Origin of the sequence: Xanthomonas sp. LF06-19 (genome assembly GCF_034105425.1) — a bacterium.
Taxonomy (GTDB): domain Bacteria; phylum Pseudomonadota; class Gammaproteobacteria; order Xanthomonadales; family Xanthomonadaceae; genus Xanthomonas_A; species Xanthomonas_A sontii.
Genome location: NZ_JAXGGH010000002.1, coordinates 71,199 through 95,835, shown reverse-complemented (window position 1 = coordinate 95,835; position 24,637 = coordinate 71,199). Strand labels below are relative to the sequence as shown.

23 protein-coding genes and 1 pseudogene are annotated in these 24,637 nt (G+C 70.0%); 19 read left to right on the top strand and 5 right to left on the bottom strand.

Features of this window, described 5'->3' with window-relative positions; translation table 11 throughout:
• Window positions 1-134 precede the first annotated feature (134 nt).
• From SLW55_RS04370 to SLW55_RS04360, 3 genes and pseudogenes are all read left to right on the top strand, one after another.
• Window positions 135-2,078, top strand: a pseudogene (locus SLW55_RS04370) (ATP-binding protein); the annotation flags it as partial.
• Between the two features lie 68 nt (window positions 2,079-2,146).
• A complete protein-coding gene (locus SLW55_RS04365) occupies window positions 2,147-2,467 on the top strand; it encodes a DUF3247 family protein (protein WP_017908768.1) in 321 nt (106 codons plus the stop codon).
• A gap of 74 nt (window positions 2,468-2,541) precedes the next feature.
• A complete protein-coding gene (locus tag SLW55_RS04360) occupies window positions 2,542-3,876 on the top strand; it encodes a sorbosone dehydrogenase family protein (protein WP_267117081.1) in 1,335 nt (444 codons plus the stop codon).
• A gap of 428 nt (window positions 3,877-4,304) precedes the next feature.
• Here SLW55_RS04360 and SLW55_RS04355 read toward each other — a convergent pair whose 3' ends face one another.
• Entirely contained in the window at window positions 4,305-4,568 is a 264-nt protein-coding gene (locus SLW55_RS04355; RefSeq protein WP_017908770.1) for a hypothetical protein, read from the bottom strand.
• Window positions 4,569-4,712: 144 nt separating this feature from the next.
• Here SLW55_RS04355 and SLW55_RS04350 point away from each other — a divergent pair, with 144 nt between their 5' ends.
• Window positions 4,713-5,783 (top strand): methyltransferase, encoded by a 1,071-nt coding sequence (locus SLW55_RS04350; protein ID WP_320744667.1) that lies wholly within the window; start codon window positions 4,713-4,715, stop codon window positions 5,781-5,783.
• Window positions 5,780-6,487, top strand: a complete 708-nt coding sequence (locus SLW55_RS04345) for a pseudouridine synthase (RefSeq protein WP_267097239.1) — start codon at window positions 5,780-5,782, stop codon at window positions 6,485-6,487. The genes SLW55_RS04350 and SLW55_RS04345 overlap by 4 nt, the downstream gene beginning before the upstream one ends.
• Before the next feature lie 82 nt (window positions 6,488-6,569).
• On the opposite strand, the gene SLW55_RS04340 is transcribed toward SLW55_RS04345, so the two are convergent.
• Both SLW55_RS04340 and SLW55_RS04335 read right to left on the bottom strand, forming a co-directional pair.
• Window positions 6,570-7,139: a DUF1415 domain-containing protein gene (locus SLW55_RS04340; RefSeq protein WP_267085765.1), complete on the bottom strand. Its 570-nt coding sequence runs from the start codon at window positions 7,137-7,139 to the stop codon at window positions 6,570-6,572.
• A gap of 89 nt (window positions 7,140-7,228) precedes the next feature.
• The gene (locus tag SLW55_RS04335) at window positions 7,229-8,158 is read right to left on the bottom strand and encodes a LysR family transcriptional regulator (RefSeq protein WP_017908774.1); all 930 of its coding nucleotides are present in this window, start codon (window positions 8,156-8,158) and stop codon (window positions 7,229-7,231) included.
• A gap of 161 nt (window positions 8,159-8,319) precedes the next feature.
• Here SLW55_RS04335 and SLW55_RS04330 point away from each other — a divergent pair, with 161 nt between their 5' ends.
• The 13 genes from SLW55_RS04330 to salA all read left to right on the top strand — a co-directional run bounded on the left by SLW55_RS04330 (window position 8,320) and on the right by salA (window position 22,410).
• A complete protein-coding gene (locus SLW55_RS04330) occupies window positions 8,320-9,489 on the top strand; it encodes a muconate/chloromuconate family cycloisomerase (protein ID WP_148828006.1) in 1,170 nt (389 codons plus the stop codon).
• A 2-nt stretch (window positions 9,490-9,491) separates the two neighbouring features.
• Window positions 9,492-9,782: a muconolactone Delta-isomerase gene (catC, locus tag SLW55_RS04325; protein ID WP_170268170.1), complete on the top strand. Its 291-nt coding sequence runs from the start codon at window positions 9,492-9,494 to the stop codon at window positions 9,780-9,782.
• Between the two features lie 81 nt (window positions 9,783-9,863).
• Window positions 9,864-10,802, top strand: coding sequence for a catechol 1,2-dioxygenase (catA, locus tag SLW55_RS04320; protein ID WP_148828004.1), 939 nt, complete (start codon window positions 9,864-9,866; stop codon window positions 10,800-10,802).
• A gap of 87 nt (window positions 10,803-10,889) precedes the next feature.
• Window positions 10,890-12,245 (top strand): Rieske 2Fe-2S domain-containing protein, encoded by a 1,356-nt coding sequence (locus tag SLW55_RS04315; protein ID WP_152236513.1) that lies wholly within the window; start codon window positions 10,890-10,892, stop codon window positions 12,243-12,245.
• Window positions 12,242-12,730 carry a benzoate 1,2-dioxygenase small subunit gene (gene benB / locus SLW55_RS04310; protein ID WP_017908779.1) on the top strand — a complete coding sequence of 163 codons (489 nt, stop codon included), beginning with the start codon at window positions 12,242-12,244 and terminating at the stop codon, window positions 12,728-12,730. The genes SLW55_RS04315 and benB overlap by 4 nt, the downstream gene beginning before the upstream one ends.
• Window positions 12,731-12,756: 26 nt before the next feature.
• Window positions 12,757-13,788: a benzoate 1,2-dioxygenase electron transfer component BenC gene (gene benC / locus SLW55_RS04305; RefSeq protein WP_152238511.1), complete on the top strand. Its 1,032-nt coding sequence runs from the start codon at window positions 12,757-12,759 to the stop codon at window positions 13,786-13,788.
• Entirely contained in the window at window positions 13,785-14,558 is a 774-nt protein-coding gene (locus tag SLW55_RS04300; protein ID WP_152238512.1) for a 1,6-dihydroxycyclohexa-2,4-diene-1-carboxylate dehydrogenase, read from the top strand. The genes benC and SLW55_RS04300 overlap by 4 nt, the downstream gene beginning before the upstream one ends.
• Window positions 14,559-14,667: 109 nt before the next feature.
• Complete coding sequence (locus SLW55_RS04295; protein WP_017908782.1) at window positions 14,668-15,630, top strand: alpha/beta hydrolase; 963 nt, start codon at window positions 14,668-14,670, stop codon at window positions 15,628-15,630.
• A gap of 32 nt (window positions 15,631-15,662) precedes the next feature.
• Complete coding sequence (locus SLW55_RS04290) at window positions 15,663-17,126, top strand: benzaldehyde dehydrogenase (protein ID WP_267097236.1); 1,464 nt, start codon at window positions 15,663-15,665, stop codon at window positions 17,124-17,126.
• A gap of 18 nt (window positions 17,127-17,144) precedes the next feature.
• Entirely contained in the window at window positions 17,145-18,272 is a 1,128-nt protein-coding gene (locus SLW55_RS04285) for an NAD(P)-dependent alcohol dehydrogenase (RefSeq protein ID WP_017913080.1), read from the top strand.
• A gap of 896 nt (window positions 18,273-19,168) precedes the next feature.
• On the top strand, window positions 19,169-20,362 hold the full coding sequence (locus SLW55_RS04280) for an outer membrane protein transport protein (protein ID WP_043093398.1): 1,194 nt from the start codon (window positions 19,169-19,171) through the stop codon (window positions 20,360-20,362).
• 19 nt (window positions 20,363-20,381) lie between these two features.
• Window positions 20,382-21,101 carry an alpha/beta hydrolase gene (locus tag SLW55_RS04275; protein WP_017915018.1) on the top strand — a complete coding sequence of 240 codons (720 nt, stop codon included), beginning with the start codon at window positions 20,382-20,384 and terminating at the stop codon, window positions 21,099-21,101.
• Between the two features lie 22 nt (window positions 21,102-21,123).
• Window positions 21,124-22,410 carry a salicylate 1-monooxygenase gene (gene salA / locus SLW55_RS04270; RefSeq protein WP_152236510.1) on the top strand — a complete coding sequence of 429 codons (1,287 nt, stop codon included), beginning with the start codon at window positions 21,124-21,126 and terminating at the stop codon, window positions 22,408-22,410.
• A gap of 365 nt (window positions 22,411-22,775) precedes the next feature.
• Here salA and SLW55_RS04265 read toward each other — a convergent pair whose 3' ends face one another.
• Both SLW55_RS04265 and SLW55_RS04260 read right to left on the bottom strand, forming a co-directional pair.
• On the bottom strand, window positions 22,776-23,258 hold the full coding sequence (locus tag SLW55_RS04265) for a YajQ family cyclic di-GMP-binding protein (protein WP_152236509.1): 483 nt from the start codon (window positions 23,256-23,258) through the stop codon (window positions 22,776-22,778).
• Window positions 23,259-23,548: 290 nt separating this feature from the next.
• Window positions 23,549-23,731, bottom strand: a complete 183-nt coding sequence (locus tag SLW55_RS04260; RefSeq protein WP_295965469.1) for a hypothetical protein — start codon at window positions 23,729-23,731, stop codon at window positions 23,549-23,551.
• On the opposite strand from SLW55_RS04260, the gene SLW55_RS04255 reads away from it, so the two are divergent.
• Window positions 23,652-24,545 (top strand): DMT family transporter, encoded by an 894-nt coding sequence (locus SLW55_RS04255; protein WP_152236508.1) that lies wholly within the window; start codon window positions 23,652-23,654, stop codon window positions 24,543-24,545. The genes SLW55_RS04260 and SLW55_RS04255 overlap by 80 nt on opposite strands.
• The last annotated feature ends 92 nt before the right edge of the window (window positions 24,546-24,637 follow it).

Genomic DNA, 24,637 nt, shown 5'->3' with positions numbered 1-24,637 from the left:
GCGCATCGTCGTTGCGCCGCGGATGCCGGGCACCGTCTTCATCCGTTGCCGTAGGCCGCTTCCAGAGCTAGTCCGTCATGCATGCCAGTCCAGACTCCACCGCTTCCTCGTTCGCGCAGGCGACGGACCTGCAGTACCGCGAGATCTTCGACAAGATCGATTCCGGCTTCTGCGTGATCCAGATGCTGTTCGAGGGCGAGCGCGCGGTCGATTACGTGTTCCTGCAGGTCAATCCGGCCTTCGAGCGCGAGACCGGCCTGCGCGATGTGGTCGGGCGGCGCATGCGCGAGATCTCGCCGACCCACGAGGAGCACTGGTTCCAGCGCTACGGCGCCGTCGCGTTGACAGGCCGTCCGGACAAGTTCGAGAACTTCGCGACTGCGCTGGACCGCTGGTGGGCAGTGGATTCGTTCCGCGTCGGCGCGCCGGAACTGCGCCAGGTCGCCGTGCAGTTCCTCGACATCACCGAGCGCAAGCGGATGGAGCGCGACCTGGCCGAGAGCGAGGCGCGCTTCAGCGCGCTGGCAGAGGGCCTGCCGATGCCGGTGTGGGTGCTGGACGCCCAGGGCGAAATGCGCTTCACCAACACCGCCTATGCAGAATTCTTCGGCATCGATCTGGACACCGATGCTGCGCGCCCGGGTTGGGGCGACGTGCTGCATCCGGAAGACGTGGGCGTGTTCGCCTACGAATTGCGCAACGCGCTGCACGACCAGCGCAACCTGCGCGCGCTGGTGCGCGCGCGCCGCCACGACGGCGAGTGGCGCTGGGTGGAAATGACCGCGGTGCCGCGCTATTCCGCCGAGGGCCAGTTCATCGGCCTGGCCGGCAGCAGTCCGGACGTCACCGAACGCCGCGACATCGAACTGGCGCGCGAGCAACTGCTGGAATCCGAGCGCAGCGCACGCAACGCCGCCGAGAGCATGGCACGGCTGAAGGACGAATTCCTGGCGACGCTGTCGCACGAACTGCGCACGCCGCTCACCACCATCCTCGGCTGGAGCGACCTGCTGCTGCAGCGGCTGCCGCCGGGCGACCCGAGCAGCAAGGGCCTGTCGGTGATCGCCAGCAGCGCGCGCGCGCAGCAGCGGCTGATCTCGGACATGCTCGATCTCAGCAGCATGCTGCTGGGCAAGGTGCAGTTGGAAGTGGAGGCGCTGGACCTGGCCGAACAGGTGCGCGAGGCGATGCGCGCGCAGGAGCCGGTGGCCGAAGGCAAGGACCAGGCGCTGACCCTGCAGGCGCCGTCGCAGCAGTGCATGGTGCTGGGCGACGCCACGCGCCTGCAGCAGGTGTTCTGGAATCTGTTGTCCAACGCGATCAAGTTCACGCCCGCGCACGGGCGCATCGCCCTGGCGATCGCGCTCGACGACGATGGCGAGCACGTCAGCGTGGCGGTGCGCGATTCCGGCGACGGCATTCCGCCGGAGTTCCTGCCGCATCTGTTCGGGCGCTTCCGCCAGGCCGACAGCACCACCACGCGCCTGCACGGCGGCCTCGGCCTGGGCCTGGCGATCGTGCAGCAACTGGTGGAAATGCATGGCGGCCAGATCAGTGCGGCCAGCGAAGGTCGCGGCTGCGGCTCGGTCTTCACCGTGCGCCTGCCGCTGCACCGCGATGCGCCGGGCTCGCGCCCGTTGCGCGAAGTGCGCGCGTTCGCGATGGCCGAACAGGTGGTCGAGGCGTATTCGCTCAAGGGCGTGCGCCTGTTGGCGGTGGAGGACCAGCCGGACATGCTCGACTACCTGCGGCGCCTGCTCGAGGAGCAGGGCGCGGAGGTGGTCGCGGTGGGCTCGGCCAGCGAGGCGCTGGAGGTGCTCGACGGCGGCGGCCATGCGGCGATCGACGTGATGGTCACCGACATCGGCATGCCGGGCATGGATGGCTACGGGCTGATCCGCACCGTGCGCGAGAACATGGGCCTGGGCGCGGACGAACTGCCGGCGGTCGCGGTGACTGCGCTGGCGCGTGCCGACGATCGCCAGCGCGCGCTGCAGTCCGGCTTCCAGGAACACCTGGCCAAGCCGTACAGCGTGGCGCAGTTGGTCTCGGCCGTGCGCTTCGCGCGGCAGCGTTAGCGCGGTCTTGCCCGCCGGCTCACGCGGCCGGCGTTAGGGTGCTGCGGTTCCCCCTCAGGAGTCCGCCGATGACCCAGTTTGCCGAGCGTATCCACACCGACCAGGCGCAGATCCAGGCGCTGGAAGCGTTGATCCTGCAACTGCCCGGGCAGGCGCATGTGCGCATCGAATTGCACGACGGCAGCGTGTGCTTCGGCACCGTGTCGGTCCGGCCCAGCATCCAGCAGTTCCGCGACGCCGATGGCAACGAGGGCAGCAATGCGCAGGTGCGCATCGACGACCTCGACGATCCGGCCCGGCACCGCTACCTGTGGCTGGACGAAATCCGCAGCGTGCGCCAGTTGCCGGCACGGCCCTGGGAGACCGATCCGCGCGGCGACGCCTCTTGACGCATCTTTCACTTTTTTCGCGTCGGGGCTGTGCATCATCGGCGTTCCCCCGTGTTCCCGGATATCCAAGACACATGGCCATGTCTTCGCCGATTCGCGCCCGTTGGGTGTTGTGTGCGCTCAGTGCTGCCCTGCTCGCCGCCTGCGGCGACACCGCCAAGCACGCCATCGAGGAGGGCATGGGGCCGGATCCGGTGTTGCCCGATCCGGTCAAGCGCATGATCCCCACGGTCAAGGTCGCGGAGGTCAAGCGCTGGGCCGATGGCGCCGCACCGATGCCGGCCGCCGACCTGGCGGTGCAGGCCTTCGCCCGCGACCTGGACCATCCGCGCTGGCTGTACGTGCTGCCCAACGGCGACGTGCTGGTCGCCGAGACCGCCGAGCCGCCGACACCGGAAAAGGAGAGCAGCGGCCTGCGCGACAAGATCCAGGGCGCGATGATGGCCAAGGCCGGCGCCGCCGTGCCCAGCGCCAACCGCATCACCCTGCTGCGCGACGCCGACGGCGATGGCGTCGCCGAAGTGCGCACGCAGTTCCTCAAGGGACTGTATTCGCCGTTCGGCATGGCCCTGGTCGGCGACCGTCTGTACATCGCCAATGCCGATGCCCTGGTCAGCTTCCCGTACAAGGACGGCGACACCCAGATCACCGCCGCGCCCAGCTTCGTCGCCAACCTGCCCGGCGGCATCAACCACCACTGGACCAAGAGCCTGCTGGCCAGCCGCGACGGCAAGAAGCTGTACGTGGGCGTCGGCTCCAACAGCAACGTCGCCGAGAACGGCATGGAGCAGGAACTCAACCGCGCCGCGATCCTGGAAGTGGACGCCGCCAGCGGCGCCACCCGCGTGTTCGCCAGCGGCCTGCGCAATCCGGTCGGCCTGGCCTGGCAGCCCGGCACTGACACGCTGTGGACCGTGGTCAACGAACGCGACGAGATCGGCAGCGACCTGGTGCCGGATTATCTGACCTCGGTGCGCGAGGGCGGTTTCTACGGCTGGCCGTACAGCTACTACGGCCAGCACGTGGACGAGCGCGTGCAGCCGCAGAACCCGGAGATGGTGGCCAGCGCGATCAAGCCGGACTACGCGCTGGGCGCGCATACCGCCTCGCTGGGCCTGGCCTTCTACGAAGGTGCGCTGCTGCCGCAGCCCTACCGCGGCGGTGCCTTCATCGGCCAGCACGGCTCCTGGAACCGCGACCCGCCGTCGGGCTACAAGGTGATCTACGTGCCCTTCGCCAACGGCAAGCCCAGCGGCAAACCGCAGGACGTGCTGACCGGCTTCCTCGACGCCGAGGGCCGTGCGCAGGGCCGCCCGGTCGGCGTGGCGGTGGACAAGCCGGGCGCGCTGCTGGTCGCCGACGACGTCGGCAATGTGGTGTGGCGGGTGACGCCGAAGCCGGGGAAGTGAGCGGTCTGGTTAGCCGCGTGTTTCCGCATCGATCGTAGGGGTGGCTTCGGTCGCGGCGCGGGTTCATGGTCGCGATGCGGGATTGATGGCTGCGACGTGGGCTTCATGGTGAAGCCCGATCGCGGCTTAGGCCGTTCCTGCAAAGGACCACTGCGGCGGTGTGGCGCGTGCCCCCAGGGCTGCTGCATCGCGCATCTCATTGCGCGGCCGCGTGCTTCGAAAAACGGGAAAACCACGACCGCAGCCGCTTCCTGGAAGCCGGCCTTGTTTGCTGCAATCGAAAATCGCGCGAGTGAGCACGAGGGCAACTCCATCTCTGCTGACGCGTGCAGGAGCGGCGTCGGCCGCGACCGGGATGCGCCTGACAAGGCCCGGTCGCGGCCGACGCCGCTCCTGCATGTCTGATTGACCGAGCCGAAAGCCTGGCGTCAGTGCTCCACAGGCGCCGGTTCCACACCGAAGCGGCGGGCGTAGCCGCGTTCGTTGAAGACGCGCTCCACTTCGGTATCGCCCAGCTCCGGGGCGGCGTAGACGGCATACACCACGCTGCCGTCGTCGCGTGCGCCGCGCTGGTGCAGGCGGTAGCGCGGACGGCCGGTGCCGGTGTTCTCCGGGTAGTGCAACGGCGGCTGGCTGCCATCCAGGTCCACTTCGCTGTTGTCGACGACGCCGCCGATGAACACTGCGCGCATGCTGCCTCTCCGGTCATTGGGTACCTTGCAGACTAGGCGCGGCGATGTTGCCGAAACATCAATGATGCGTTGGATTCGCGCAAAACCGGGGTCGCCGCGCACTGCCGGTAGAATGCGCGTCCCTGTTCCGATGACTCACGCCCGATGCCGGCTGCGCAAGACGCCCCCCTCGACACCCTGTTCCTGCCGTTCGCCCAGGGCGTGCTGCGCTGGCCTGCCGGCAAGGTGCTGTTCCTGCGCGCCCGCGACGGCTGGGCGCTGCGCCAGCACGCGCAGCCGCCGCAACTGGTCTGCGAGCAGGACTACCGGCCGTTCGCCAGCGCGCTGCAGCAGGGCGGCTGGACGGTGCGTGCGGAGCAGGACGGCGCCGCCGACACCGGCGGCTACGCGCTGGTGCTGGTGCTGCCGCCGCGCCAGCGCGAGGAAGCGCGGGCGCTGCTGGCGCGCGCCGTGGCGCTGGCCGCGCCGGGCGGCATGGTGGTGGCCTGCCAGGCCAACAACGAGGGCGCGCGCTCCGGCGAGGACGATTTGCAGCAACTGGCTGGACTCGGCGGCAAGCTGACCAAGCACCACTGCCGGGTGTACTGGACCGCGCCGTTGCAGGGCGGCCACGACGCCGCGCTGCAGCAGCGCTGGGCGACGCTGGATGCGGTGCGGCCGATTCTCGACGGTCGCTTCCGCAGCCGCCCGGGCGTGTTCGCCTGGGATCGCATCGACCCGGCCTCGGCGCTGCTGGCCGAGCACCTGCCCGCCGATCTGCGCGGCCGTGCCGCCGATCTCGGCGCCGGCTACGGCTACCTGTCGGCCGAACTGCTGGCGCGCTGCCCGCAACTGATCGCGCTGGATCTGTTCGAGGCCGACGCGCGCGCGCTGGCGCTGGCGCGCGCGAATCTGGCGCAGGCACCGGCCGTCCCGACGCTGGGTTTCCACTGGCACGACGTGACCACCGGACTGCCGGGGCAGTACGACGTCATCGTCAGCAATCCGCCGTTCCATGCGCCGGGGCGGATGGAGCGGCCGGACATCGGCCGGCGCTTCATCGCGGTGGCGGCGCAGGCGCTGGCGCCCGGCGGGCGGCTGTTCCTGGTCGCCAACCGGCATCTGCCCTACGAGGCGGTGCTCGACGCCAGCTTCGGGGAGACCGAGGTGCTCGCCACCCGCGACGGCTTCAAGCTGATCCACGCGGTGCGCAGCCGTGCCGGAGCGCGCCGATGAAACTGGTCAAGCACCTGGCCAACCTGGGCTACGGCAGCCGCAAGCAGGTGGCGCTGATGTTCCGTGAGGGCCGCATCACCGACGCTGAGGGCGAGGTGCTGTATGCCGACGACCAAGTGCCGCACGCCACGATCCGCGTCGACAGCGAGCCGCTGGACCCGCCGCCCGGGCTGATCCTGGCGCTGCACAAGCCGGTGGGCTACACCTGCTCGACCAAGGATCCGGGGCGCATCGTCTACGATCTGCTGCCGCCGCGCTTCCGCCTGCGCTCGCCGCTGCTGTCCACGGTGGGGCGGCTGGACCGCGACACCAGCGGTCTGCTGCTGATGACCGACGACGGTGCGCTGCTGCATCGCATCGTCTCGCCCAAGGCGCGGCTGGCCAAGGTCTACGAGGCCACCCTGGCCGAGGACCTGCGCGGCGACGAGGCCGCGCAGTTCGCCAGCGGCACGCTGATGCTCGACGGCGAGACCACGCCGCTGCTGCCGGTGCAACTGGAGACGCTGGGGCCGCGGCAGGTGCGCGTGGCCCTGCACGAAGGCCGCTACCACCAGGTGCGGCGCATGTTCGCGGCCGTCGGCAACCACGTGGCCGCACTGCACCGCAGCCGCATCGGCGGCTTCGGCCTGGACGATCTGCCCTCGGGGCAGTGGCGGGTGCTGGAGGCGGCGGACGTGGCGGTGCTGTTCGAGGGCCGGGATTAGGGAGTCGGGATTGGGGATTGGCAAAAGCGCGTGGCGCCACGCACCGTCGCAAATCCCGCTTCTACGAATCCCGAATCCCAAATCACGAATCCCGCTCCCCAACCGCCCGCTTCCAGCCCTCCAGCCCCAGCGTCTCCAGGGTCTGCAGATTGCGCTCGACGATCACGTCGGCGTCGGGGAACGCGGCCACCGCGCGCTCCACGCTGTCCTCGCGCAGCAGGTGCAGGGTCGGGTAGGGCGCGCGGTTGGTGTAGTTGCCGATGTCGTCCGCCGCGGTGCCGGCGAACTGGTACTGCGGATGGAAGCTGGCCACCTGCAGGATGCCGTGCAGGTCCAGCGCCTCGACCGCGGCGTCGGCGTTGTCGAGGAAGTCGTTGTAGTCCAGGAAGTCCTGCAGCACGTCCGGATGCACGATCAACGTGGTGTCGATCTGCTCGGCCGGGGTGTCGCGCAGCAGCACCAGTTCCTCGGCCAGCTGTTCGAGCAGTGCCTCGGGCGTACTCGCATCGCTGAGCACGAAACGCACCTGCTGCTTGACGTACACCGCCTTGGCGAACGGACACAGGTTCAGCCCGATCACCGCGCGCTCCAGCCATCGGCGGGTCAGGGCGATCGGGTCGTCGGAGGCGGGGGCAAGCGAGGTGGGAGGCATGGCGTCGGCGGCGGCGAAGGGGCGGCGCGCGTGGGCACGGGGCCGCGCGCGGCGGCCAGTGTATGCCGGATAGGCGCCGGTGGCCGGGGTTACGGTGCGTTCCAGCGGTTGTAGGACACGTCCAGCCACGGCGGATGCTCGGCATACATCTCGCGGATCAGTTGCTTGGTCAGTTCCACCAGGCCGGAGTCGTCGTTGCGGCGATAACTCATGATGATCGGCGAGGTGGCGTGTTCGTCGTCGATCAGGCGGTAATGCAGGTCGCTGCGCATCGACCGCGCCGAGGCCGGGATCAGGCAGATCCCGCTCTCGGCCGCGACCAGGCCCAGCGCGGTCTGCAGCTCGCGCACCTCCTGCAGTTCGCTGGGATGCGCGCCGTGATCCTGCAGCAGCGACAGCACCTGATCGGCGAAGCTGGGGCGCGGATGGCTGGGATAGAGCAGCAGCCGTTGCCCGGCCAGCGCCGCCGGCGGCAGCGGCGCGTCCTCCGCGGCCAGCGGGTGTTCCATCGGGATCGCCGCGACCAGGCGCTCCTCGCGCAGGACCAGGCGTTCGACATGCTGGTCGCTGCTGCGCACGCGGCCGAAGCCCAGGTCGATGCGGCCTTCCTTCAGCGCTTCCACCTGCTGGCTGGACATCAGCTCGACCAGGCGCACTTCCAGGTCCGGTCGCGCCTGGCGCAGGCGCCGCACCACCGTGGGCAGACCGCCGTACAGGGTGGAGGCGACGAAGCCGATCGAGGCCACGCGGCGCTCGCTGCGGCCGAGCCGGCGCGCGGCCTCGGTCATCTGCTCGACCCGGCCCAGCACCTGCAGCGCTTCCTCGTAGAACAGCCGTCCGGCGTCGGTGAGACGCAGCGGGCGGCTGCGCCGTACCAGCAGCGGCACGCCCAGTTGCTGCTCGATCTGCTGGATCTGCCGGCTCAGCGGCGGTTGCGCGATATGCAGGATTTCTGCGGCACGGGTGAAGTTGCGTTCGCGGGCGACGGCCACGAAGTAGCGGAGTTGACGCAGATCCATAGACGCTCGCTGTGGCGGAAAGTTACATGACATTCAAAGTATGCTGTGCTGCAGCAAATCATGAACGTCTAGGTTTCCCGCCATACTATATCTTCAGGGTATGAAATGGTGCTGCATTCAGTCTTGGACGGCAGTGCCGTGCCGGGCCAAGAATCGGCGCCATGTCACCGCACCCCACCACCGCCACCGTCGAACGCGTCGAGACGCTGCTGCTCGACCTGCCCACGATCCGCCCGCATCGCCTGTCGATGGCGACGATGCGCGGGCAGACCCTGATGCTGGTGCGCCTGCATTGCAGCGACGGCGTGGTCGGGCTGGGCGAGGGCACCACGATCGCCGGTCTGGCCTACGGCGCGGAGAGCCCGGAAGGCATGCAGTTGACGATCGACCGCTACATCGCGCCGCTGCTGGTCGGGGCCGATGCCTGCGCGGTGCAGGCGCTGATGCAGCGGATCGGCGGCCTGGTCAAGGGCAACCATTTCGCCAAGTGCGCGATCGAGACCGCGCTGCTCGACGCCCACGGCCAGCGGCTCGGCCTGCCGGTGTCCGAGCTGCTGGGCGGGCGCCTGCGCGATCGCCTGCCGGTGGCGTGGACGCTGGCCTCCGGCGACACCGAACGCGACATCGCCGAGGCCGAACGCATGCTCGCCGAGCGCCGGCACAACGTGTTCAAGCTGAAGATCGGCACGCGCAGCGTCGCCGAGGACGTGGCCCACGTGGCGGCGATCAAGCGCGCGTTGGGGGCGCGCGGCGCGGTGCGGGTGGACGTCAACATGGCCTGGAGCGAGACCGAGGCGGTGCGCGCGCTGCCGGCGCTGGCCGACGCTGGCTGCGAACTGGTCGAACAGCCGGTGGCGTCGCTGGCGGCGATGCGGCGGCTGATGCGGCGCTTCCCGATCGCGCTGATGGCCGATGAGATGCTCAACGGCCCGGACAGCGCCTTCCAGGCCGCCCAGCAGGGCGCCGCCGACGTGTTCGCGGTGAAGATCGAACAATCCGGCGGCCTGTTCGCCGCGCAGAAGGTCGCCGCGATCGCCGATGCCGCCGGCATCGGCCTGTACGGCGGCACGATGCTGGAAGGGGCGATCGGCAGCATCGCCTCGGCCCATGTCTTCGCCACCTTCCCCCATCTGCAGTGGGGCACCGAACTGTTCGGGCCGCTGCTGCTGACCGAAGAGATCCTCGCCGAGCCGCTGCGCTACGAGGATTTCCATCTGCACGTACCGCGCGCGCCGGGCCTGGGCATCGCCCTGGACGAGGCGCGGGTGGATGCCTTCCGTCGCGACCGCCGCCGCGTGGCGGTGCCGGTCGCGCCCAGCCAGGAGCCATGACCATGCTGTTCCACGTGACCATGGAAGTGAACCTGCCCGGCGACATGCCGCCCGAGCGCGCCGAGCAACTCAAGGCGCAGGAAAAGGCGCGTTTCCAGGAACTGCAGCGCAGCGGCCAGTGGCGGCACATCTGGCGGGTGGTCGGGCAATACGCCAACGTCAGCATCTTCGACGTGGCCGACAACACCCAGTTGCACGCCCTGCTGCTGTCGCTGCCGCTGTTTCCCTACATGCGTATCGCCGTCACGCCGCTGTGCCGGCACCCGTCCTCGCTGTACGAGGACGATCGCTAGAACCGAAGCAACGACGCTTCCCTGGGGAGGGGAACGTCTCAAGGCAGCCAACGCCACCATGAGCAAAGAAGGGACCATACGATGAGCGTCAAGATTTTCGAGACTGCGAACGTGCAGGCATTTCTGCGGTCGGTCTGCGGTTTGGACCAGGCCGGCGGCGACGCACGGGCGAAGCAGATCATGCACCGGTTGTTGTCGGACCTGTTCAAGGCCATCGACGACCTGAACGTCACCCCCGACGAATACTGGACCGCCGTCGCCTGGCTCAACGACCTGGGTGCGGCCGGTCAGGCCGGGCTGATCTCGCCCGGGCTGGGCGTTGACCACTTCCTGGACCTGCGCCTGGACGCCATCGACGCCGAACTGGGCATCGACAATCCGACCCCGCGCACCATCGAAGGGCCGCTGTACGTGGCCGGTGCGCCGGTGGCGCACGGCTTCGCCCGGCTCGACGACGGCAGCGACGAAAACGGCCATACCCTGATCATGCACGGCACCGTGTACGCCGCCGACGGCCGCCCGCTGCCCGGCGCCACGGTGGAGGTGTGGCACTGCGACACGCGCGGTTTCTATTCGCACTTCGATCCCACCGGCAAGCAGGCGCCGTTCAACATGCGCCGCACCATCGTCGCCGACGACAACGGCCAGTACCGTTTCCAGAGCATCGTGCCCAAGGGCTACGGCGTGCCGCCGGGCAGCCCGACCGAACGCCTGCTGTTCGCGCTCGGCCGCCATGGCCAGCGTCCGGCGCACATCCACTTCTTCGTCGGCGCCGACGGCCACCGCAAGCTGACCACGCAGATCAACATCGCCGGCGACCCGCTGGTCAACGACGACTTCGCCTACGCCACCCGTGACGGCCTGGTGCCGGCGATCGTCGAGCACAGCGACGCGGCCAGCATCGCCGCCAATGGCGTGGACGGTCCGTTCGCCGAGATCCATTTCGACTTCCGCCTCACCGCGCTTGTCGACGGCGTCGACAACCAGGCCAACCCGCTGCGCCGGCGCGCCGCCGCCTAGGCGTCTGCTGCGCCAACCGCGTCCGTCGTCGTCGCGGCGGCCTGCCGCCGCGCACGGCCGCCGCCTTCCCCCAGGAGACAACGCCACATGTCCGCCGTCATCGACAAAGCGACCGCGCTCGACGACCTGCTCGCCAGCGCCGTGCAGGACGACCATGCCGAAGGCAGGTTCCGCTGCCGCCGCGACATCTTCACCAACGCCGACCTGTTCGAGCTGGAGATGAAGCACATCTTCGAGGGCAACTGGATCTATCTGGCGCACGAGAGCCAGATCCCCGCGCCGAACGACTACTACAGCACCTACATCGGCCGTCAGCCGGTGGTGATCACCCGCGACAAGCACGGCGAACTGCACGCGGTCATCAACGCCTGCGCGCATCGCGGCGCGATGCTGTGCCGGCGCAAGCACGGCAACAAGGGCAGCTTCACCTGTCCGTTCCATGGCTGGACCTTCTCCAATACCGGCAAGCTGCTCAAGGTCAAGGACGAGAAGACCACCCAGTACCCGCCGCAGTTCGGCCAGGACGGCAGCCACGATCTCAAGCGCGTGCCGCGCTTCGAGAGCTACCGCGGCTTCCTGTTCGGCAGCCTGCGCGAGGACGTGGCGCCACTGCACGAGTTCCTGGGGCAGACCCGGATCATCATCGACCAGATCGTCGATCAGGCGCCGCAGGGGCTGGAAGTGCTGCGCGGCAACTCGTCCTATGTCTACGACGGCAACTGGAAGCTGCAGATGGAGAACGGCTGCGACGGCTACCACGTCAGCACCGTGCACTGGAATTACGCCGCCACCATGAGCCGGCGCAAGCAGGAAGGCACCCCGGCGGTCGATGCCGGCAGCTGGAGCAAGAGCGTCGCCGGCGTGTACGGCTTCGAGAACGGCCACATCCTGCTGTGGACCAAGACCATGAACCCGGAAGTGCGCCCGGTGTACGCGCAGCGCGAGGAACTGGCGCAGCGCCTGGGCGCCGACCGCGCCGCGTTCATCGTCGAGCAGACGCGCAACCTGTGTCTGTATCCGAACCTGTTCCTGATGGACCAGTTCTCCACGCAGATCCGCGTGGTCAGGCCGCTGGACGTGGACAAGACCGAGGTCAGCATCTTCTGCTTCGCGCCCAAGGGCGAAAGCGCGCGCGACCGTGCGCTGCGCATCCGCCAGTACGAGGATTTCTTCAACGTCTCGGGGATGGGCACCGCCGACGACCTGGAGGAGTTCCGCGCGTGCCAGGCCGGCTACGCCGCCGGCGCGGCGCCGTGGAACGATCTCAGCCGCGGCGCGCCGTTGTGGATCGACGGCCCCGACGAGAATGCGCGGCGGATGGGACTGGCGCCGCTGCTGTCGGGCGAGCGCAGCGAGGACGAAGGCCTGTTCGTGCGCCAGCACGCGTACTGGGCGGAGGCGATGCGCGAGGCGATCGCACGCGAACGCGAGGGTACGGCATGAGCACCGACTACCAGACCATCTGCGCCTTCCTGTACCGCGAGGCGCGCCTGCTCGACGACCGCCAGTGGGACGAGTGGCTGACCCTGTACGCCGAGGACGCGGTGTACTGGATGCCGGCCTGGGACGACGACGACCGCCTCACCGACGATCCGCAGTCGCAGATCTCGCTGATCTACTACGCCGATCGCTCCGGGCTGGAAGACCGCGTGTTCCGGATCAAGACCGAGCGCTCCGGCGCCTCCACGCCGGAGCCGCGCACCAGCCACAACCTGAGCAACATCGAGGTGCTGTCCGAGCACGGGCAGGACATCGAGGTGCGGCACAATTTCCACACGCTCAGCCATCGCTACAAGGTCACCGACCAATTCTTCGGCACGGTGACGCTGACCCTGCGCCGGCAGGACGACGCGCTGCGCATCGCGCGCAAGACCATCGTGCTGAAGAACGATTACATCCGCCAGGTCGTCGACGTCTACCACGTCTGATCGGCACGCACCTGCGAGCAACCGCCATGTCCTATCGCATCGCGCTGAATTTCGAAGACGGCATCACCCGCTTCATCGACTGCAACGACGGCGAGACGGTGCTCGACGCCGCCTTCCGCCAGCGCATCAACCTGCCGATGGATTGCGCCGACGGCGTGTGCGGCACCTGCAAGTGCCGCGCCGAACGTGGGCGCTACGATCTGGGCGAGGACTACATCGAGGACGCGCTCAGCGCCGATGAAGCCGCCGCCGGCATGGTCCTGACCTGCCAGATGCGGCCGCAGTCGGACTGCGCCGTGGCGGTGCCGGCGACCTCGCTCGCCTGCAAGACCGGGAGCGTGCACTTCCAGGCCACGGTGGCGGCGGTGGTCGCGCATGCCGACGCCGCGCTGGAACTGACCCTGGAGACGATCGGCCCGGCGCCGGCCTTCCTGCCCGGCCAGTACGTCAACATCGCCGTGCCCGGCAGCGGCCAGTTGCGCGCGTATTCCTTCAGTTCCGCGCCGGGCGCGTCCACGCTGACCTTCCTCATCCGGCGCGTCCCCGGTGGCCTGATGAGCGCCTACCTGGACACGGCCACGCCGGGACAGGTCCTGGACCTCAACGGCCCGCTGGGCAGCTTCTACCTGCGCGAGATCACCCGGCCGCTGCTGTTGCTGGCCGGCGGCACCGGCCTGGCGCCGTTCCTGTCGATGCTGGCGCAATTGCAGGCCAGCGGCTGCGCGCATCCGGTGCATCTGATGTACGGCGTGACCCGCGGCGCCGATCTGGTGCTGCTGGAGCGCCTGCAGGCGCTGGCCGAGCAGGCCGACTGGTTCACGTTCGATACCTGCGTGGTCGATCCGGCGGCGGCGCATCCGCGCACCGGCTACGTCACCGAGCACCTGCCGGCGCACGCCCTGCACGGCGGCGACGTGGACGTGTACCTGTGCGGACCGCCGCCGATGGTCGAAGCGGTGCGCACGCATTTTTCCGGCATCGGGCTGGTTCCGGCCGCCTTCCACTACGAGAAGTTCACCCCCAGCGCCGTGGCGCCGGTGCAGGAACGGGCCGCATGAGCGCGCGTTTCGCCGGCAAGGTGGTGGTGATTACCGGCGCGGCGCAGGGCATCGGCCTGCGCGTGGCCGAGCGTGCCGCCGCCGAGGGCGCACGGCTGGTGCTGGTGGACCGCGCCGACCATGTCGCCGAACTGTCCCAGGCACTGGCGCCGGCCGAAGTCGCCACGCTGGTGGCCGACCTGGAACACTACGAGGAAAACGCGCGGGCGATGCAGTTCGCGCAGGCGCAGATGGGCCGCATCGACGTGCTGGTGAACAACGTCGGCGGCACCATCTGGGCGCAGCCGTACCAGGAATACACCCCGGCGCAGATCGAGGCCGAGGTGCGGCGCTCGTTGTTCCCGGCGCTGTGGGGATGCCGCGCGGCGCTGCCGTACATGATCGCGCAGGGTGGCGGGGCGATCGTCAACGTCTCCTCCATCGCCACCCGCAGCATCCATCGCGTGCCGTACGGCGCGGCCAAGGGCGGGGTCAACGCGCTGACCGCGTGCCTGGCGTTCGAGCACGCCGCGCATGGCATCCGCGTCAACGCGGTCGCCCCGGGCGGTACCGAGGCGCCGCCGCGGCGGGTGCCGCGCAATGCCGATGCGCAGAGCGCGCAGGCGCAGGCCTGGTATCAGCAGATCGTCGCGCAGACCGTGGAATCGAGCCTGATGAAACGCTACGGCACGCTCGACGAGCAGGCCGCGGCGATCCTGTTCCTGGCCTCGGACGAGGCTTCCTACATCACCGGGACGGTGCTGCCGGTGGGCGGCGGCGACCAGGGATGATCCACCCGCCCGGCCCGCCGTGCGCGCGTCGCCGCGGCCTGCCGCCGCGCACCGGCGGCGCCCACTGACCCCCGTGTCCTCACCTCTGTCCTTTCCTGGAGCGAACGCCATGCAGTCCCCTCTCTTCGACCCTTCGCGGCTGGCGCCGGACGTGCTGGCGGTGTTGCAAGGCATGGCCGCCAGCGGCGCGCCCCCGCTGGAGACCCTGCCGATCCCGCAGCTGCGCCAGGCCTACGGTCAGATCGGCGCGCTGCTCGGCGGCACGCCGTTGCCGGTGGCCGAGGTCCGTGCGCTGACCGCCACGGGGCCGGCCGGTCCGATCCCGCTGCGCCTGTATCGGCCGGTCAGCGCGCCGCAGGCCACCGCGGCCATCGTCTATCTGCACGGCGGCGGCTGGAGTGCCGGCGATCTGGACACCCACGATCCGGTCTGCCGGCGCCTGGCGCAGGCGGCCGCGTGCGCGGTGGTGGCGGTGGACTACCGGCTGGCGCCGGAACATCCGGCCCCGGCCGGCCCGCAGGACGTGGTCGCGGCGATCGCCTGGCTGGCGGCGCATGCCGGCGAGCTGGGCCTGGATGCCGGCCGCCTGGCCGTGGCCGGCGACAGCGCCGGCGGCAGTCTGGCGGCGGTGGCCTGTCAGCAGTTGCGCGGCAGTGCGGTGGCGCTGCGCGCGCAGGCGCTGTTCTATCCGAGTACGGATCTGTCGCCGGCATCGCAGGACTTTGCGGCGCGCCACGAGAACGCGCATGTGCCGCCGCTGACGCTGGCGGTGATGCAGGCGATGTCGGCGCCGTTCGTGGCCGAGTACGACCCCAGCGACAGCCGGCTGTCGCCGCTGCGCGCGGCCGATCTGCGCGGACTGCCACCGGCCTTGATCTACACCGCCGCCTGCGACGTGCTGCGCGACGACGGCCGCCACTACGCCGATGCCCTGCGCACGGCCGGGGTGGCGGTGGAGTACGTCGAACTGCCGGGCATGGTGCACGGCTTCGTCGAAATGGCCGGCGTGCTGCCGGCCGCCGTGCGCGCCATCGAACATGCCGCCGCCTTCCTGAGCGCGCGACTGGCATGACCGGCAACCCCGATTCCCAGGAGAACACCCGCATGAACGATACGCTTTTGCTGCAGCACGATTTCTGGCACGGAGCGCTTTTCACCGGTCAGTGGCAGGCCGCCACCGAGAGCGCGGAGGCGATCGCGCCGGCCAGCGGAGAGCAGCTCGGCCGCGTCGGCCTGGCTGGCCCGGCGCAGGTCGCGGTCTCGGCCGCCGCCGCTGCGCAGGCGCAACGCGGCTGGGCCGCGGCGCCGTATGCGCAACGCGCGCAGGTACTGCGCCAGGCCGCGCAACTGGCCGAGCGGTTCCAGCAGGAGATCGCCGATTGGCTGGTGCGCGAGAGCGGTTCCACCCAAGGCAAGGCCGGCTTCGAAGCGGCCCTGTGCGCCACCGCCCTGCACGAAGCGGCGGCGCTGCCGTCGCGCAGCGCCGGCGAGGTGCTGCCCTCCGCGGCGGGGCGCCTGAGTCTGGCGCGGCGCCGTCCGCTGGGCGTGGTCGGCGTCATCGCGCCGTTCAATTTCCCGCTGTACCTGGCCATGCGCGCGGTGGCGCCGGCGCTGGCGCTGGGCAACGCGGTGGTGCTCAAGCCCGATCCGCGCACCGCGATCTGCGGCGGCGCGGTCATCGCGCGGCTGTTCGAACTGGCCGGCCTGCCGGCCGGCGTGCTGCACGTGCTGCCCGGCGATGGCGGCGCCGGCGCCGCACTGACCGCCGATCCGCACGTGGCGATGATCCAGTTCACCGGTTCCACCGCGGCCGGGCGCAAGGTCGGCGAGGCGGCCAGCCGTCATCTGAAGAAGGTGTCGCTGGAGCTGGGCGGCAAGAACTCGCTGATCGTGCTCGACGATGCCGACCTGGATCTGGCGATCGCCAACACCGCCTGGGGCGCGTATCTGCACCAGGGCCAGATCTGCATGTCCGCCGGCCGCGTGCTGGTGCAGCGCGCACTCTACCCGCAGTTCGTCGAGCGGCTGGCGGCCAAGGCCAGGAGCCTGAGCGTCGGCGACCCGGCCAGCGGCGAGGTCGCGCTCGGCCCGTTGATCGATGCGACCCAGCGCGATCACGCCGCGCGCCTGGTCGCGGCCGCGCGCGAGGCCGGTGCCACCGTCGCCGCCGGCGGCGGCTACCGCGACCTGTTCTTCGAGCCCACCGTGCTCAGCGACGTCACCCCCGACAACCCGGCCTTCCGCGAGGAGATCTTCGCTCCGGTGGCGGTGGTGGTGCCGTTCGACACCGACGCCGAGGCCGTGGCCCTGGCCAACGACACCGAATACGGCCTGTCGATGGCGGTGCTGTCGGCCGATGTGGGCCGCGCGCTGGCGCTGGGCGAGCAGTTGCGCACCGGCCTGCTGCACATCAACGACCAGACCGTCAACGACGAGGTCATCAATCCGTTCGGCGGCGTCGGCGCGTCGGGCAACGGCAGCAGCATCGGCGGCCCCGCCAACTGGGAGGAATTCACCCAATGGCAATGGCTGACCGTCAAGGGCGCAGCGCCCGCCTATCCGCTTTGAACCCCAGGAGACAGTGCGATGAACGCAGCAACCGATAAACGCGAGATCACCGTGGCGGTCGCGCACGCGCCGCAACAGCCCTTCACCATCGAGCAGGCGCGCATCCGCGCGCCGCAGGACGACGAGGTGCTGGTGCGGGTGGTGGCCACCGGCCTGTGCCACACCGACCTGATCGTGCGCGATCAGTACTATCCGGTGCCGCTGCCGGCGGTGCTCGGCCATGAGGGCGCCGGCGTGGTCGAAGCGCTGGGTCCCAACGTCAAGAGCCTGCAGGTCGGCGACCACGTGGTGCTCACCTATGGCGCCTGCGGCCACTGCAATCCCTGCGATGGCGGGCATGCCGCGTATTGCCAGGAGTTCTTCCCGCGCAACTTCGGCGGTGCCGACGCGCATGGCCATACCGCCATCGAGGATCTGCACGGGCAGCCGCTGCACGACCACTTCTTCGCCCAGTCCTCGTTCGCTACCTATGCGCTGGCGCGCGAGAACAATGCGATCAGGGTGTCGCGCGAGGCGCCGCTGGAACTGCTCGGCCCGCTGGGCTGCGGCATCCAGACCGGAGCCGGCGCGGTGATCAATGCGCTGAAGGTGCGTCCTGGCAGCAGCTTCGTGGCGATCGGCGCCGGTGCGGTCGGACTCAGCGCGGTGATGGCCGCGCACGTGGCCGGCGCCGCCTGCATCATCGCCGTGGACGTGGTGCCGTCGCGGCTGGCGCTGGCCAAGGAACTGGGCGCCACGCACGTGATCGACAACCGCGAAGGCGATCTGGTGGAAGCGGTGCGCGCGATCACCGGCGGCGGCGCCGACTTCGCGCTCGAATCCACCGGGCGTCCGCAGTTGCTGGAGGCGGGCATCGAAGCGTTGGCCAGCCTGGGCACGATCGGCGTGGTCGGCGCACCCAAGCTCGGCACCATGGCCGGTTTCGACGTCAACAACCTGCTGCTGGGCGGACGCAGCATCCGCGGCATCGTCGAGGGCGACAGCGTGCCGCAGGTGTTCATTCCGCAACTGGTGACGCTGTACCAGCAGGGCCGCTTCCCGTTCGACAAGCTGGTGAAGTTCTATCCGTTGAGCGACATCAACCAGGCCGCCGCCGACAGCAGCAGCGGCATCACCCTCAAGCCGATCCTGCGCATGGCCAGCTGAGCCTTGCGCTGGCGACGGCGCTGCCGTCGCGCGTGTCCCCGCAGCAGGCGTCGCGCCTGCCTCGGCACCGACGTCGCCACACGCTGCCGTGGGCGATGCCGGTGCCGTTTTTTTTGATCGGGCCCTCGCCGTGCGCGTTCGCCGGCATCCTGCCTGCCTCGGCCGAGACGCGGGAGGCCGGCGCGCGTGCCAGGCTGCGCCGCAGTGCAGCGCCTGAGCGGTGTCTGCGTTGCCCACCTTGCGTTGCCGGACCGCACCGCCGCAGCGCGCGTGCGATGGCGGCGCGCCGCCGCCCGATGAAGCCCGTGCCGTGTAGCGCCGCGCGCCGCGCGCCGCTGCGCTGCGCGTGCGTGGCTGTCTGCGCGCTGCGGCGCGCGGGGTGTCCAGTGGCATGCAGACACTGGCATGCGCAACCTTGCCGAGGCGGCGCAGAGCGCGTGTGCGTGCGCGTCCAGGCGTTGGCGTTTGCGCAAGCGATGCGGGCGTGCGCCTGCGGCGACGCTGCCGCTGCGTCGGCATGCACGCCATCGAACGCGCATGTTGCATCGCGGAAGATCCAGTGCTAGCGCGCATCGCGCGATGAACATACCAGCAGGGTATGAAACGAGACTGACATGGTCTTGGACGCCTGGTGTGATGCGGGGCAGTGTCGGACGCATGGATGCATCGCCGAGGTCAGTCGTCTCCTGCTTCGATCGTCGCGAGCGTCCGTACCGGTCGCGCGCACGGTCTTGCGTTCGCGTCGTACCGCGTCGCCGTGTCGGCCGACGCGTGCACAAAGGATGAGTGCCGTTTCCAACATCCCGCGCTGCCGGTCGTCACGACGGCAGTGCGGACCCCGCGTGCCGCCGGTCGGCGGCCGCACCCACGCATCGGCTCGGAGGGAGGGCTCGATCATGCAGCAGTTCGCACATCCAATGCGCCGCAGGGCGCAACGACAGGGCACGCCACGCTGGACCACGCTGCTGTGGACCGTGGCGGCGGTTTCGGGTGGTGCCGCCGCCAACAACGGCGTCGCCTTGCCCGGCTACGGCGCGCAGACCCAGGGCCTGGCCGGCACCTCGATCGCGTTGCCGCTGGACGCGGCGGCGTCCGCCAACAACCCGGCCGGCATGGGCGCGGTCGGCGACCGCATGGACGCCGACCTCACCTTGATCGCGGCGCCGGTGCGCGCGCAGGTCGGCCCCAACCGCTACGGCGACGATGCGCTGGTTCCGGTGCCCACCGCCGGCTACAACCATCAACTCAACGACGACCTGAGCCTGGGGGTGTCGGTGTTCGGCCACGGCGTCGCGCTGGACTACGGCGCTCCGGTGTATGGCAGCCACAACACCCTGTCCAAGCTGCAGCAGGTGGTGTTCGCGCCGACCCTGGCCTGGCGCGTGGGCGAGCACCAGTACCTGGGCATCTCGCCGCGGCTGGCCTACCAGCGCTTGCACGTCGCCGGCCTGGAGGGGGTCGGCTTCCAGTCGGCCGGGGCCGATGCGGCCTACGGGTACGGTGTCGCCGTGGGCTGGTACGGCCAGCTCGCGCCGCGCCTGAGCGCCGGCGTCACCTGGTCCAGCCGCATCCGCTTCGGCCAGATGCAGCGCTACCGTGCGCTGCTGCCGGAAGGCCGTCTGAACATGCCGCAGCAGGCCGGTGTCGGTCTGGCCTGGCAGGCCAGCGATGCGCTGACCGTGGCGGCCGACTGGCTGTGGATCGACTGGGCCGGCGAGCGCTCCTACGGCAATCGCGTCGATGAGGGCGGCGCGTTCGGCGATCCGAACGGTCCGGGCTTCGGCTGGCGTAGCCAGCGCGTGTTCCGCCTGGGTGCCGACTACCGCCTCAACGATGCCTGGTCGCTGCGGGCCGGCTATTCCCGCGGCAGCCGCCTGATCCCCGACAGCCAGGCGCAACTCGCGGTGCTGGCGCCGTTGGCGCAGTACCGCCACTACGCGCTTGGCGCGACCTGGCGGCTGTCGCCGCAGCTGTCGCTGACCGGCAGCGTCACCCACGCACCGGGCGGTTCGGTCGCCAGCGGCGGCGTGCAGGCCGGGACCCGCGACCTCACCTATCTCACTTTCGGCCTCGGCTGGACCTTCCGCTGAGCCACACGGAGACGACCCCATGCAAACCTATCTGTTGCTGCACGGTTCCTGGCACGACGGCCACGCCTGGGACGGCGTCGCCGCCCATCTGCGCGCGCACGGCGTGCAGGTGCACGCACCGACCATCGCCGGGCATGGCGTGGGCGCCGACAAGCGCGTCTCGCACGCCGACTGCGTGGCCTCGGTGGTGGACTACGTGCGCCGCCACGACCTACGCGACCTGGTCGTGCTCGGCCACAGCTGGGGCGGCAGCATCGTGCAACGCCTGGCCGAGGAGGAGCCGGAGCGCTGCAAGCGGCTGATCTTCCACAACGCCTTCGTGCTGCGCGACGGCGAGGCGCTGTTCGATCTGTTGCCGCCGCACTATCAGGCGCTGTGGAAGAACGCGGTCGATGCCGACGGCGGCATCATGCTGCCGTTTCCGATCTGGCGCGACGGCTTCATCGGCGACGCCGACCTGGCGCAGGCGCAGCAGGCGTACGCGCAGTTGAGTCCGACCCCCGCGCGCAGCCATTTCGACGCGGTACCGCTCAAGCGTTTCCACGAGCTGCAGATCCCGCGCAGCTGGCTCTATGCCACCGACGATGTGGCACTGCCGCCGGGCGAGTACGGCTGGCATCCGCGGCTGAGCGCGCGCCTGGGCGGTTACCGTCTGGTCAGCCTGCCGGGCAGCCACGAAGTGTGTTTCAGCGCGCCTGCGCTGCTGGCCGAGAAAATCCTGCTGGCTGGCCGCGACTGACATTCCCCACCGGAGACTCCAGATGAATCCTGCATCCCCCCTGCGCATCGGCATCGTCGGCGGCGGCATCGCCGGCGTCGGTCTGGCCCTGGGCCTGTGCCGGCACCGCCATCTCGACGTGCAACTGTTCGAATCGGCGCCGGCCTTCGGCGAAATCGGCGCCGGCGTCTCGTTCGGCCCCAATGCGGTACGCGCGCTGGCCGGCCTGGGCATGGGCGAGCCCTATGCCGAACTCGCCGACCGCACCCCCGCCCCATGGCAGGACGTCTGGTTCGAATGGCGCCGCGGCGAGGACGCGCGGCTGCTGGGCCAGACCCTGGCGCCCGGCGTCGGCCAGTCGTCGGTGCACCGCGCCGACTTCCTCGATGCGTTGGCCACCCGCCTGCCGTTCGGGCTGGCCAGGTTCGGCAAACGCGCAGTCGCCGTGGACCAGGACGCCGACGTGGCGCGCGTGCGCTTCGCCGACGGCAGCCAGTACGAAGGCGACGTGCTGATCGCCGCCGACGGCATCAAGTCCGCCATGCGCGGCGAAGTGCTGCGTGCGCTCGGCCATGCACCGGCCGAACCGCGTTTCACCGGCACCTGCGCCTATCGCGGCCTGATCGACGCCGCGCGGCTGCGTGCCGCTTTCGCCGCCCGCGGCGTGGACGCGCACCTGGTCGACGTGCCGCAGATGTTGCTGGGCCTGGACGCGCACATCCTGACCTTCCCGGTGAAGCAGGGAAGGCTGATCAACGTGGTTGCCTTCGTCTCCGACCGCAGCGAGCCGGCGCCGCAATGGCGCGCTGGCCAGGCCTGGGTACGCGAGGCCAGCCGCCGCGAGATGCTGGAGGCGTTCGCGCACTGGGGCGAGGCGGCGCGTACGCTGCTGGAGTGCATCGACACGCCCACGCACTGGGCGCTGCACGATCTGGCCGAGCTGCCCGGCTATGTGCATGGGCGGCTGGCGCTGATCGGCGATGCCGCGCACGCGATGTTGCCGCACCAGGGCGCCGGCGCCGGGCAGGGCCTGGAGGATGCCTATCTGCTGGCGCAACTGCTGGCCACGCCTGGCCTGACGCGCGGCGATCTGCCGGCCCTGCTGCAGGTCTACGAGCGCCTGCGCCTGCCGCGCGCCTGCCGCGTGCAGCGCACCTCGCGCGAGGCCGGCGAGCTGTACGAACTGCGCGATCCGCAGGCCGGCGCCGACGATACGCGGCTGGCGCAGACGCTGGCGCAGCGCTTCGACTGGATCTGGACGCACGACCTGGAAGCCGAAGTGGCGCAGGGGCGGAGAATGCTGGCCGCGGGCGTCACCGCGGGTGCCTAGCAAGAAATTGCGGCGCTAGGCGTCCGCGTCCCGGCGCGGAGGCGGGAGTGCCGTTGCGTGGTGTCGTCTCGTTCCGATGCGGAGTGCGTCGCTTTCGCATGGGCTGCAATGGCCGGGATGCGCTCGCGTGGTCATGCCGGCATGCCTGCTTGCGCAGGCCGGACGGCATGCGCAGGTCGCGACATGGGCGTATCGCCTGTCTGCCGTGCCGCCCTGCAAGGCGAGGCGATGCGCAGCCGTGTGCACTCACGCAGCGTGGCGACGATATCGCGCGGTCGACTGCAGAACGACCATCGCCACGCGGTGGTCGTCCTGCACCCTTGCACCGGCATGGCGATGACGCGCGAGGCGTTTGCGCGGCGGCTTCAGTCGCGGAAATTGTCGAACTGCAGCGGTAGCTCGAAATCGCTCTTCTTCAGCAGCGCGATCGCGTCCTGCAGGTCGTCGCGCTTCTTGCCGCTGACCCGCAGCTTGTCGCCGTTGATCTGGGCTTCCACCTTGAGCTTGGCTTCCTTGAGCGTGGCCACGATCTTCTTGCCCAGCTTCTGCTCGATGCCCTGCTTGACGGTGATCTTCTGCCGCGCGCCGGCGAGGTTGGTCTCCACGTCGCCGAATTCCAGGCAGCGCACGTCGATGCCGCGCGCCAGCAGGCGTGCGCGCAGGATGTCGGTCATCTGCTTGACCTGGAAGTCGCTGGGCGCCGATTGGGTGATGACCTGCTCGTCGAGCGCGAACTTGGCGTCCACGCCCTTGAAGTCGAAGCGCGTCGACAGCTCGCGGTTGGCCTGGTCGACGGCATTGGTCAGTTCGTGCTTGTCGACTTCGGACACGATATCGAAGGAAGGCATGGGCAAGTCCTCGGCAAAGATGCCTATCGTAAGACGTGCGGGCGAGGAGTGGGGCGCGGCAGGTGGGAAGTGGCAGCGCAGGTGTCGCAGGGGCTGGCAGGTGCAGCGTGGAATGGATGTCGGTTCCGGCGCGTTGCGCAATGTCGTGCGTTGGTGGGCGCCGCGCGTCGCGACTGAAGTCGCTTCCACAAGAAGCGGCATCGGCCGGTGCGCCGGCTGGAGTCATGTGGGAGGGACTTCAGTCCCGACGATCAGGAGATGTCTTGAAGTCGCTCTCACAGAAGGCTGTGTCAGCCGATGCAGCCGGGGCTGGAGCCATGTGGGAGGGACTTCAGTCCCGACGCGATGAGCCCCGGCACCACGCACATCGCCGATCGCGGCGATAATGCGCCGATGCCCAACTCCCGTTCCAATGCCGCCGCCGCGTGGATGATCGCTGCGGTCGCGTTCTTCTCGCTGATGGATGCGTCCATGAAGCAGCTCAGCACGCATTATCCGGCGCTGCAGGTCGCGGCATTGCGCGGTGGGGCTTCGCTGCCGTTCGTGCTGGTGTGGGTGCTGGCCAGCGCCGGGCCGCGCGCGATCTGGCCGGTGCGCTGGGGCTTACACCTGCTGCGCGGCGTGCTCGGCATCGCCATGATCGGCTGTTTCGCCTGGGCCTTGCGCAGCCTGCCGCTGTCCACCGCCTACACCATCTACTTCGTCGCGCCGCTGCTGGTGGCGGCGCTGTCGGTGCCGCTGCTCGGCGAATACGTGGGTCCGCGGCGCTGGGCGGCGATCGGCGTCGGCCTGGTCGGCGTGCTGGTGGTGCTGCGCCCGGGCATGGACGGGTTCGTCTCGCTGCCGGGGCTGATGGTGCTGCTGGCGGCCATCGCGTATGCGGTGGCCTCGGTGCTGGTCAGCCTGCTGGCGCGCACCGACACGTCGCAGTCGCTGGTGGTGTGGTTCCTGCTGATCATGGCGCTGGGCGCCGGCGCGTTGGCGTTACCGGAGTGGACCCCGCTGCGCCCGGCCGACACCGGCTGGATCGCCGGCATGGGCCTGGCCGGGGCGCTGGGGCAGGTGGCGCTGACCCAGGCGTTTCGCCGCGGCGACGCCTCGCTGGTCGCGCCGCTGGAGTACAGCGGCCTGTTGTGGGTGATTCCCTGGGACTGGCTGCTGTGGCGCAAGCTGCCCGACGCCTGGACCTGGGTGGGCGGGGCGATCATCGTCGCCAGCGGCCTGTACCTGCTGCACCGCGAGCGGATCCGCGCGGTGGCGCATCCGCCGCCGCAGGCACGCCCCTAGGCCCCGCGATGCGCGCCTACGTTAGAATCGAATGGAATAACGCACGCCATCCTGGCCTGCTAGGCTTTGCGCCCCCCGTCGCTGCCGGTCCC

Coding starts and splice junctions, on each gene's coding strand:
- SLW55_RS04365 (WP_017908768.1), top strand. CDS start 2,147: ATGACCCAGTTTGCCGAGCGTATCCACACCGACCAGGCGCAGATCCAG.
- SLW55_RS04360 (WP_267117081.1), top strand. CDS start 2,542: ATGGCCATGTCTTCGCCGATTCGCGCCCGTTGGGTGTTGTGTGCGCTC.
- SLW55_RS04355 (WP_017908770.1), bottom strand. CDS start 4,568: ATGCGCGCAGTGTTCATCGGCGGCGTCGTCGACAACAGCGAAGTGGAC.
- SLW55_RS04350 (WP_320744667.1), top strand. CDS start 4,713: ATGCCGGCTGCGCAAGACGCCCCCCTCGACACCCTGTTCCTGCCGTTC.
- SLW55_RS04345 (WP_267097239.1), top strand. CDS start 5,780: ATGAAACTGGTCAAGCACCTGGCCAACCTGGGCTACGGCAGCCGCAAG.
- SLW55_RS04340 (WP_267085765.1), bottom strand. CDS start 7,139: ATGCCTCCCACCTCGCTTGCCCCCGCCTCCGACGACCCGATCGCCCTG.
- SLW55_RS04335 (WP_017908774.1), bottom strand. CDS start 8,158: ATGGATCTGCGTCAACTCCGCTACTTCGTGGCCGTCGCCCGCGAACGC.
- SLW55_RS04330 (WP_148828006.1), top strand. CDS start 8,320: ATGTCACCGCACCCCACCACCGCCACCGTCGAACGCGTCGAGACGCTG.
- catC (WP_170268170.1), top strand. CDS start 9,492: ATGCTGTTCCACGTGACCATGGAAGTGAACCTGCCCGGCGACATGCCG.
- catA (WP_148828004.1), top strand. CDS start 9,864: ATGAGCGTCAAGATTTTCGAGACTGCGAACGTGCAGGCATTTCTGCGG.
- SLW55_RS04315 (WP_152236513.1), top strand. CDS start 10,890: ATGTCCGCCGTCATCGACAAAGCGACCGCGCTCGACGACCTGCTCGCC.
- benB (WP_017908779.1), top strand. CDS start 12,242: ATGAGCACCGACTACCAGACCATCTGCGCCTTCCTGTACCGCGAGGCG.
- benC (WP_152238511.1), top strand. CDS start 12,757: ATGTCCTATCGCATCGCGCTGAATTTCGAAGACGGCATCACCCGCTTC.
- SLW55_RS04300 (WP_152238512.1), top strand. CDS start 13,785: ATGAGCGCGCGTTTCGCCGGCAAGGTGGTGGTGATTACCGGCGCGGCG.
- SLW55_RS04295 (WP_017908782.1), top strand. CDS start 14,668: ATGCAGTCCCCTCTCTTCGACCCTTCGCGGCTGGCGCCGGACGTGCTG.
- SLW55_RS04290 (WP_267097236.1), top strand. CDS start 15,663: ATGAACGATACGCTTTTGCTGCAGCACGATTTCTGGCACGGAGCGCTT.
- SLW55_RS04285 (WP_017913080.1), top strand. CDS start 17,145: ATGAACGCAGCAACCGATAAACGCGAGATCACCGTGGCGGTCGCGCAC.
- SLW55_RS04280 (WP_043093398.1), top strand. CDS start 19,169: ATGCAGCAGTTCGCACATCCAATGCGCCGCAGGGCGCAACGACAGGGC.
- SLW55_RS04275 (WP_017915018.1), top strand. CDS start 20,382: ATGCAAACCTATCTGTTGCTGCACGGTTCCTGGCACGACGGCCACGCC.
- salA (WP_152236510.1), top strand. CDS start 21,124: ATGAATCCTGCATCCCCCCTGCGCATCGGCATCGTCGGCGGCGGCATC.
- SLW55_RS04265 (WP_152236509.1), bottom strand. CDS start 23,258: ATGCCTTCCTTCGATATCGTGTCCGAAGTCGACAAGCACGAACTGACC.
- SLW55_RS04255 (WP_152236508.1), top strand. CDS start 23,652: ATGCCCAACTCCCGTTCCAATGCCGCCGCCGCGTGGATGATCGCTGCG.
- SLW55_RS04260 (WP_295965469.1), bottom strand. CDS start 23,731: ATGGACGCATCCATCAGCGAGAAGAACGCGACCGCAGCGATCATCCAC.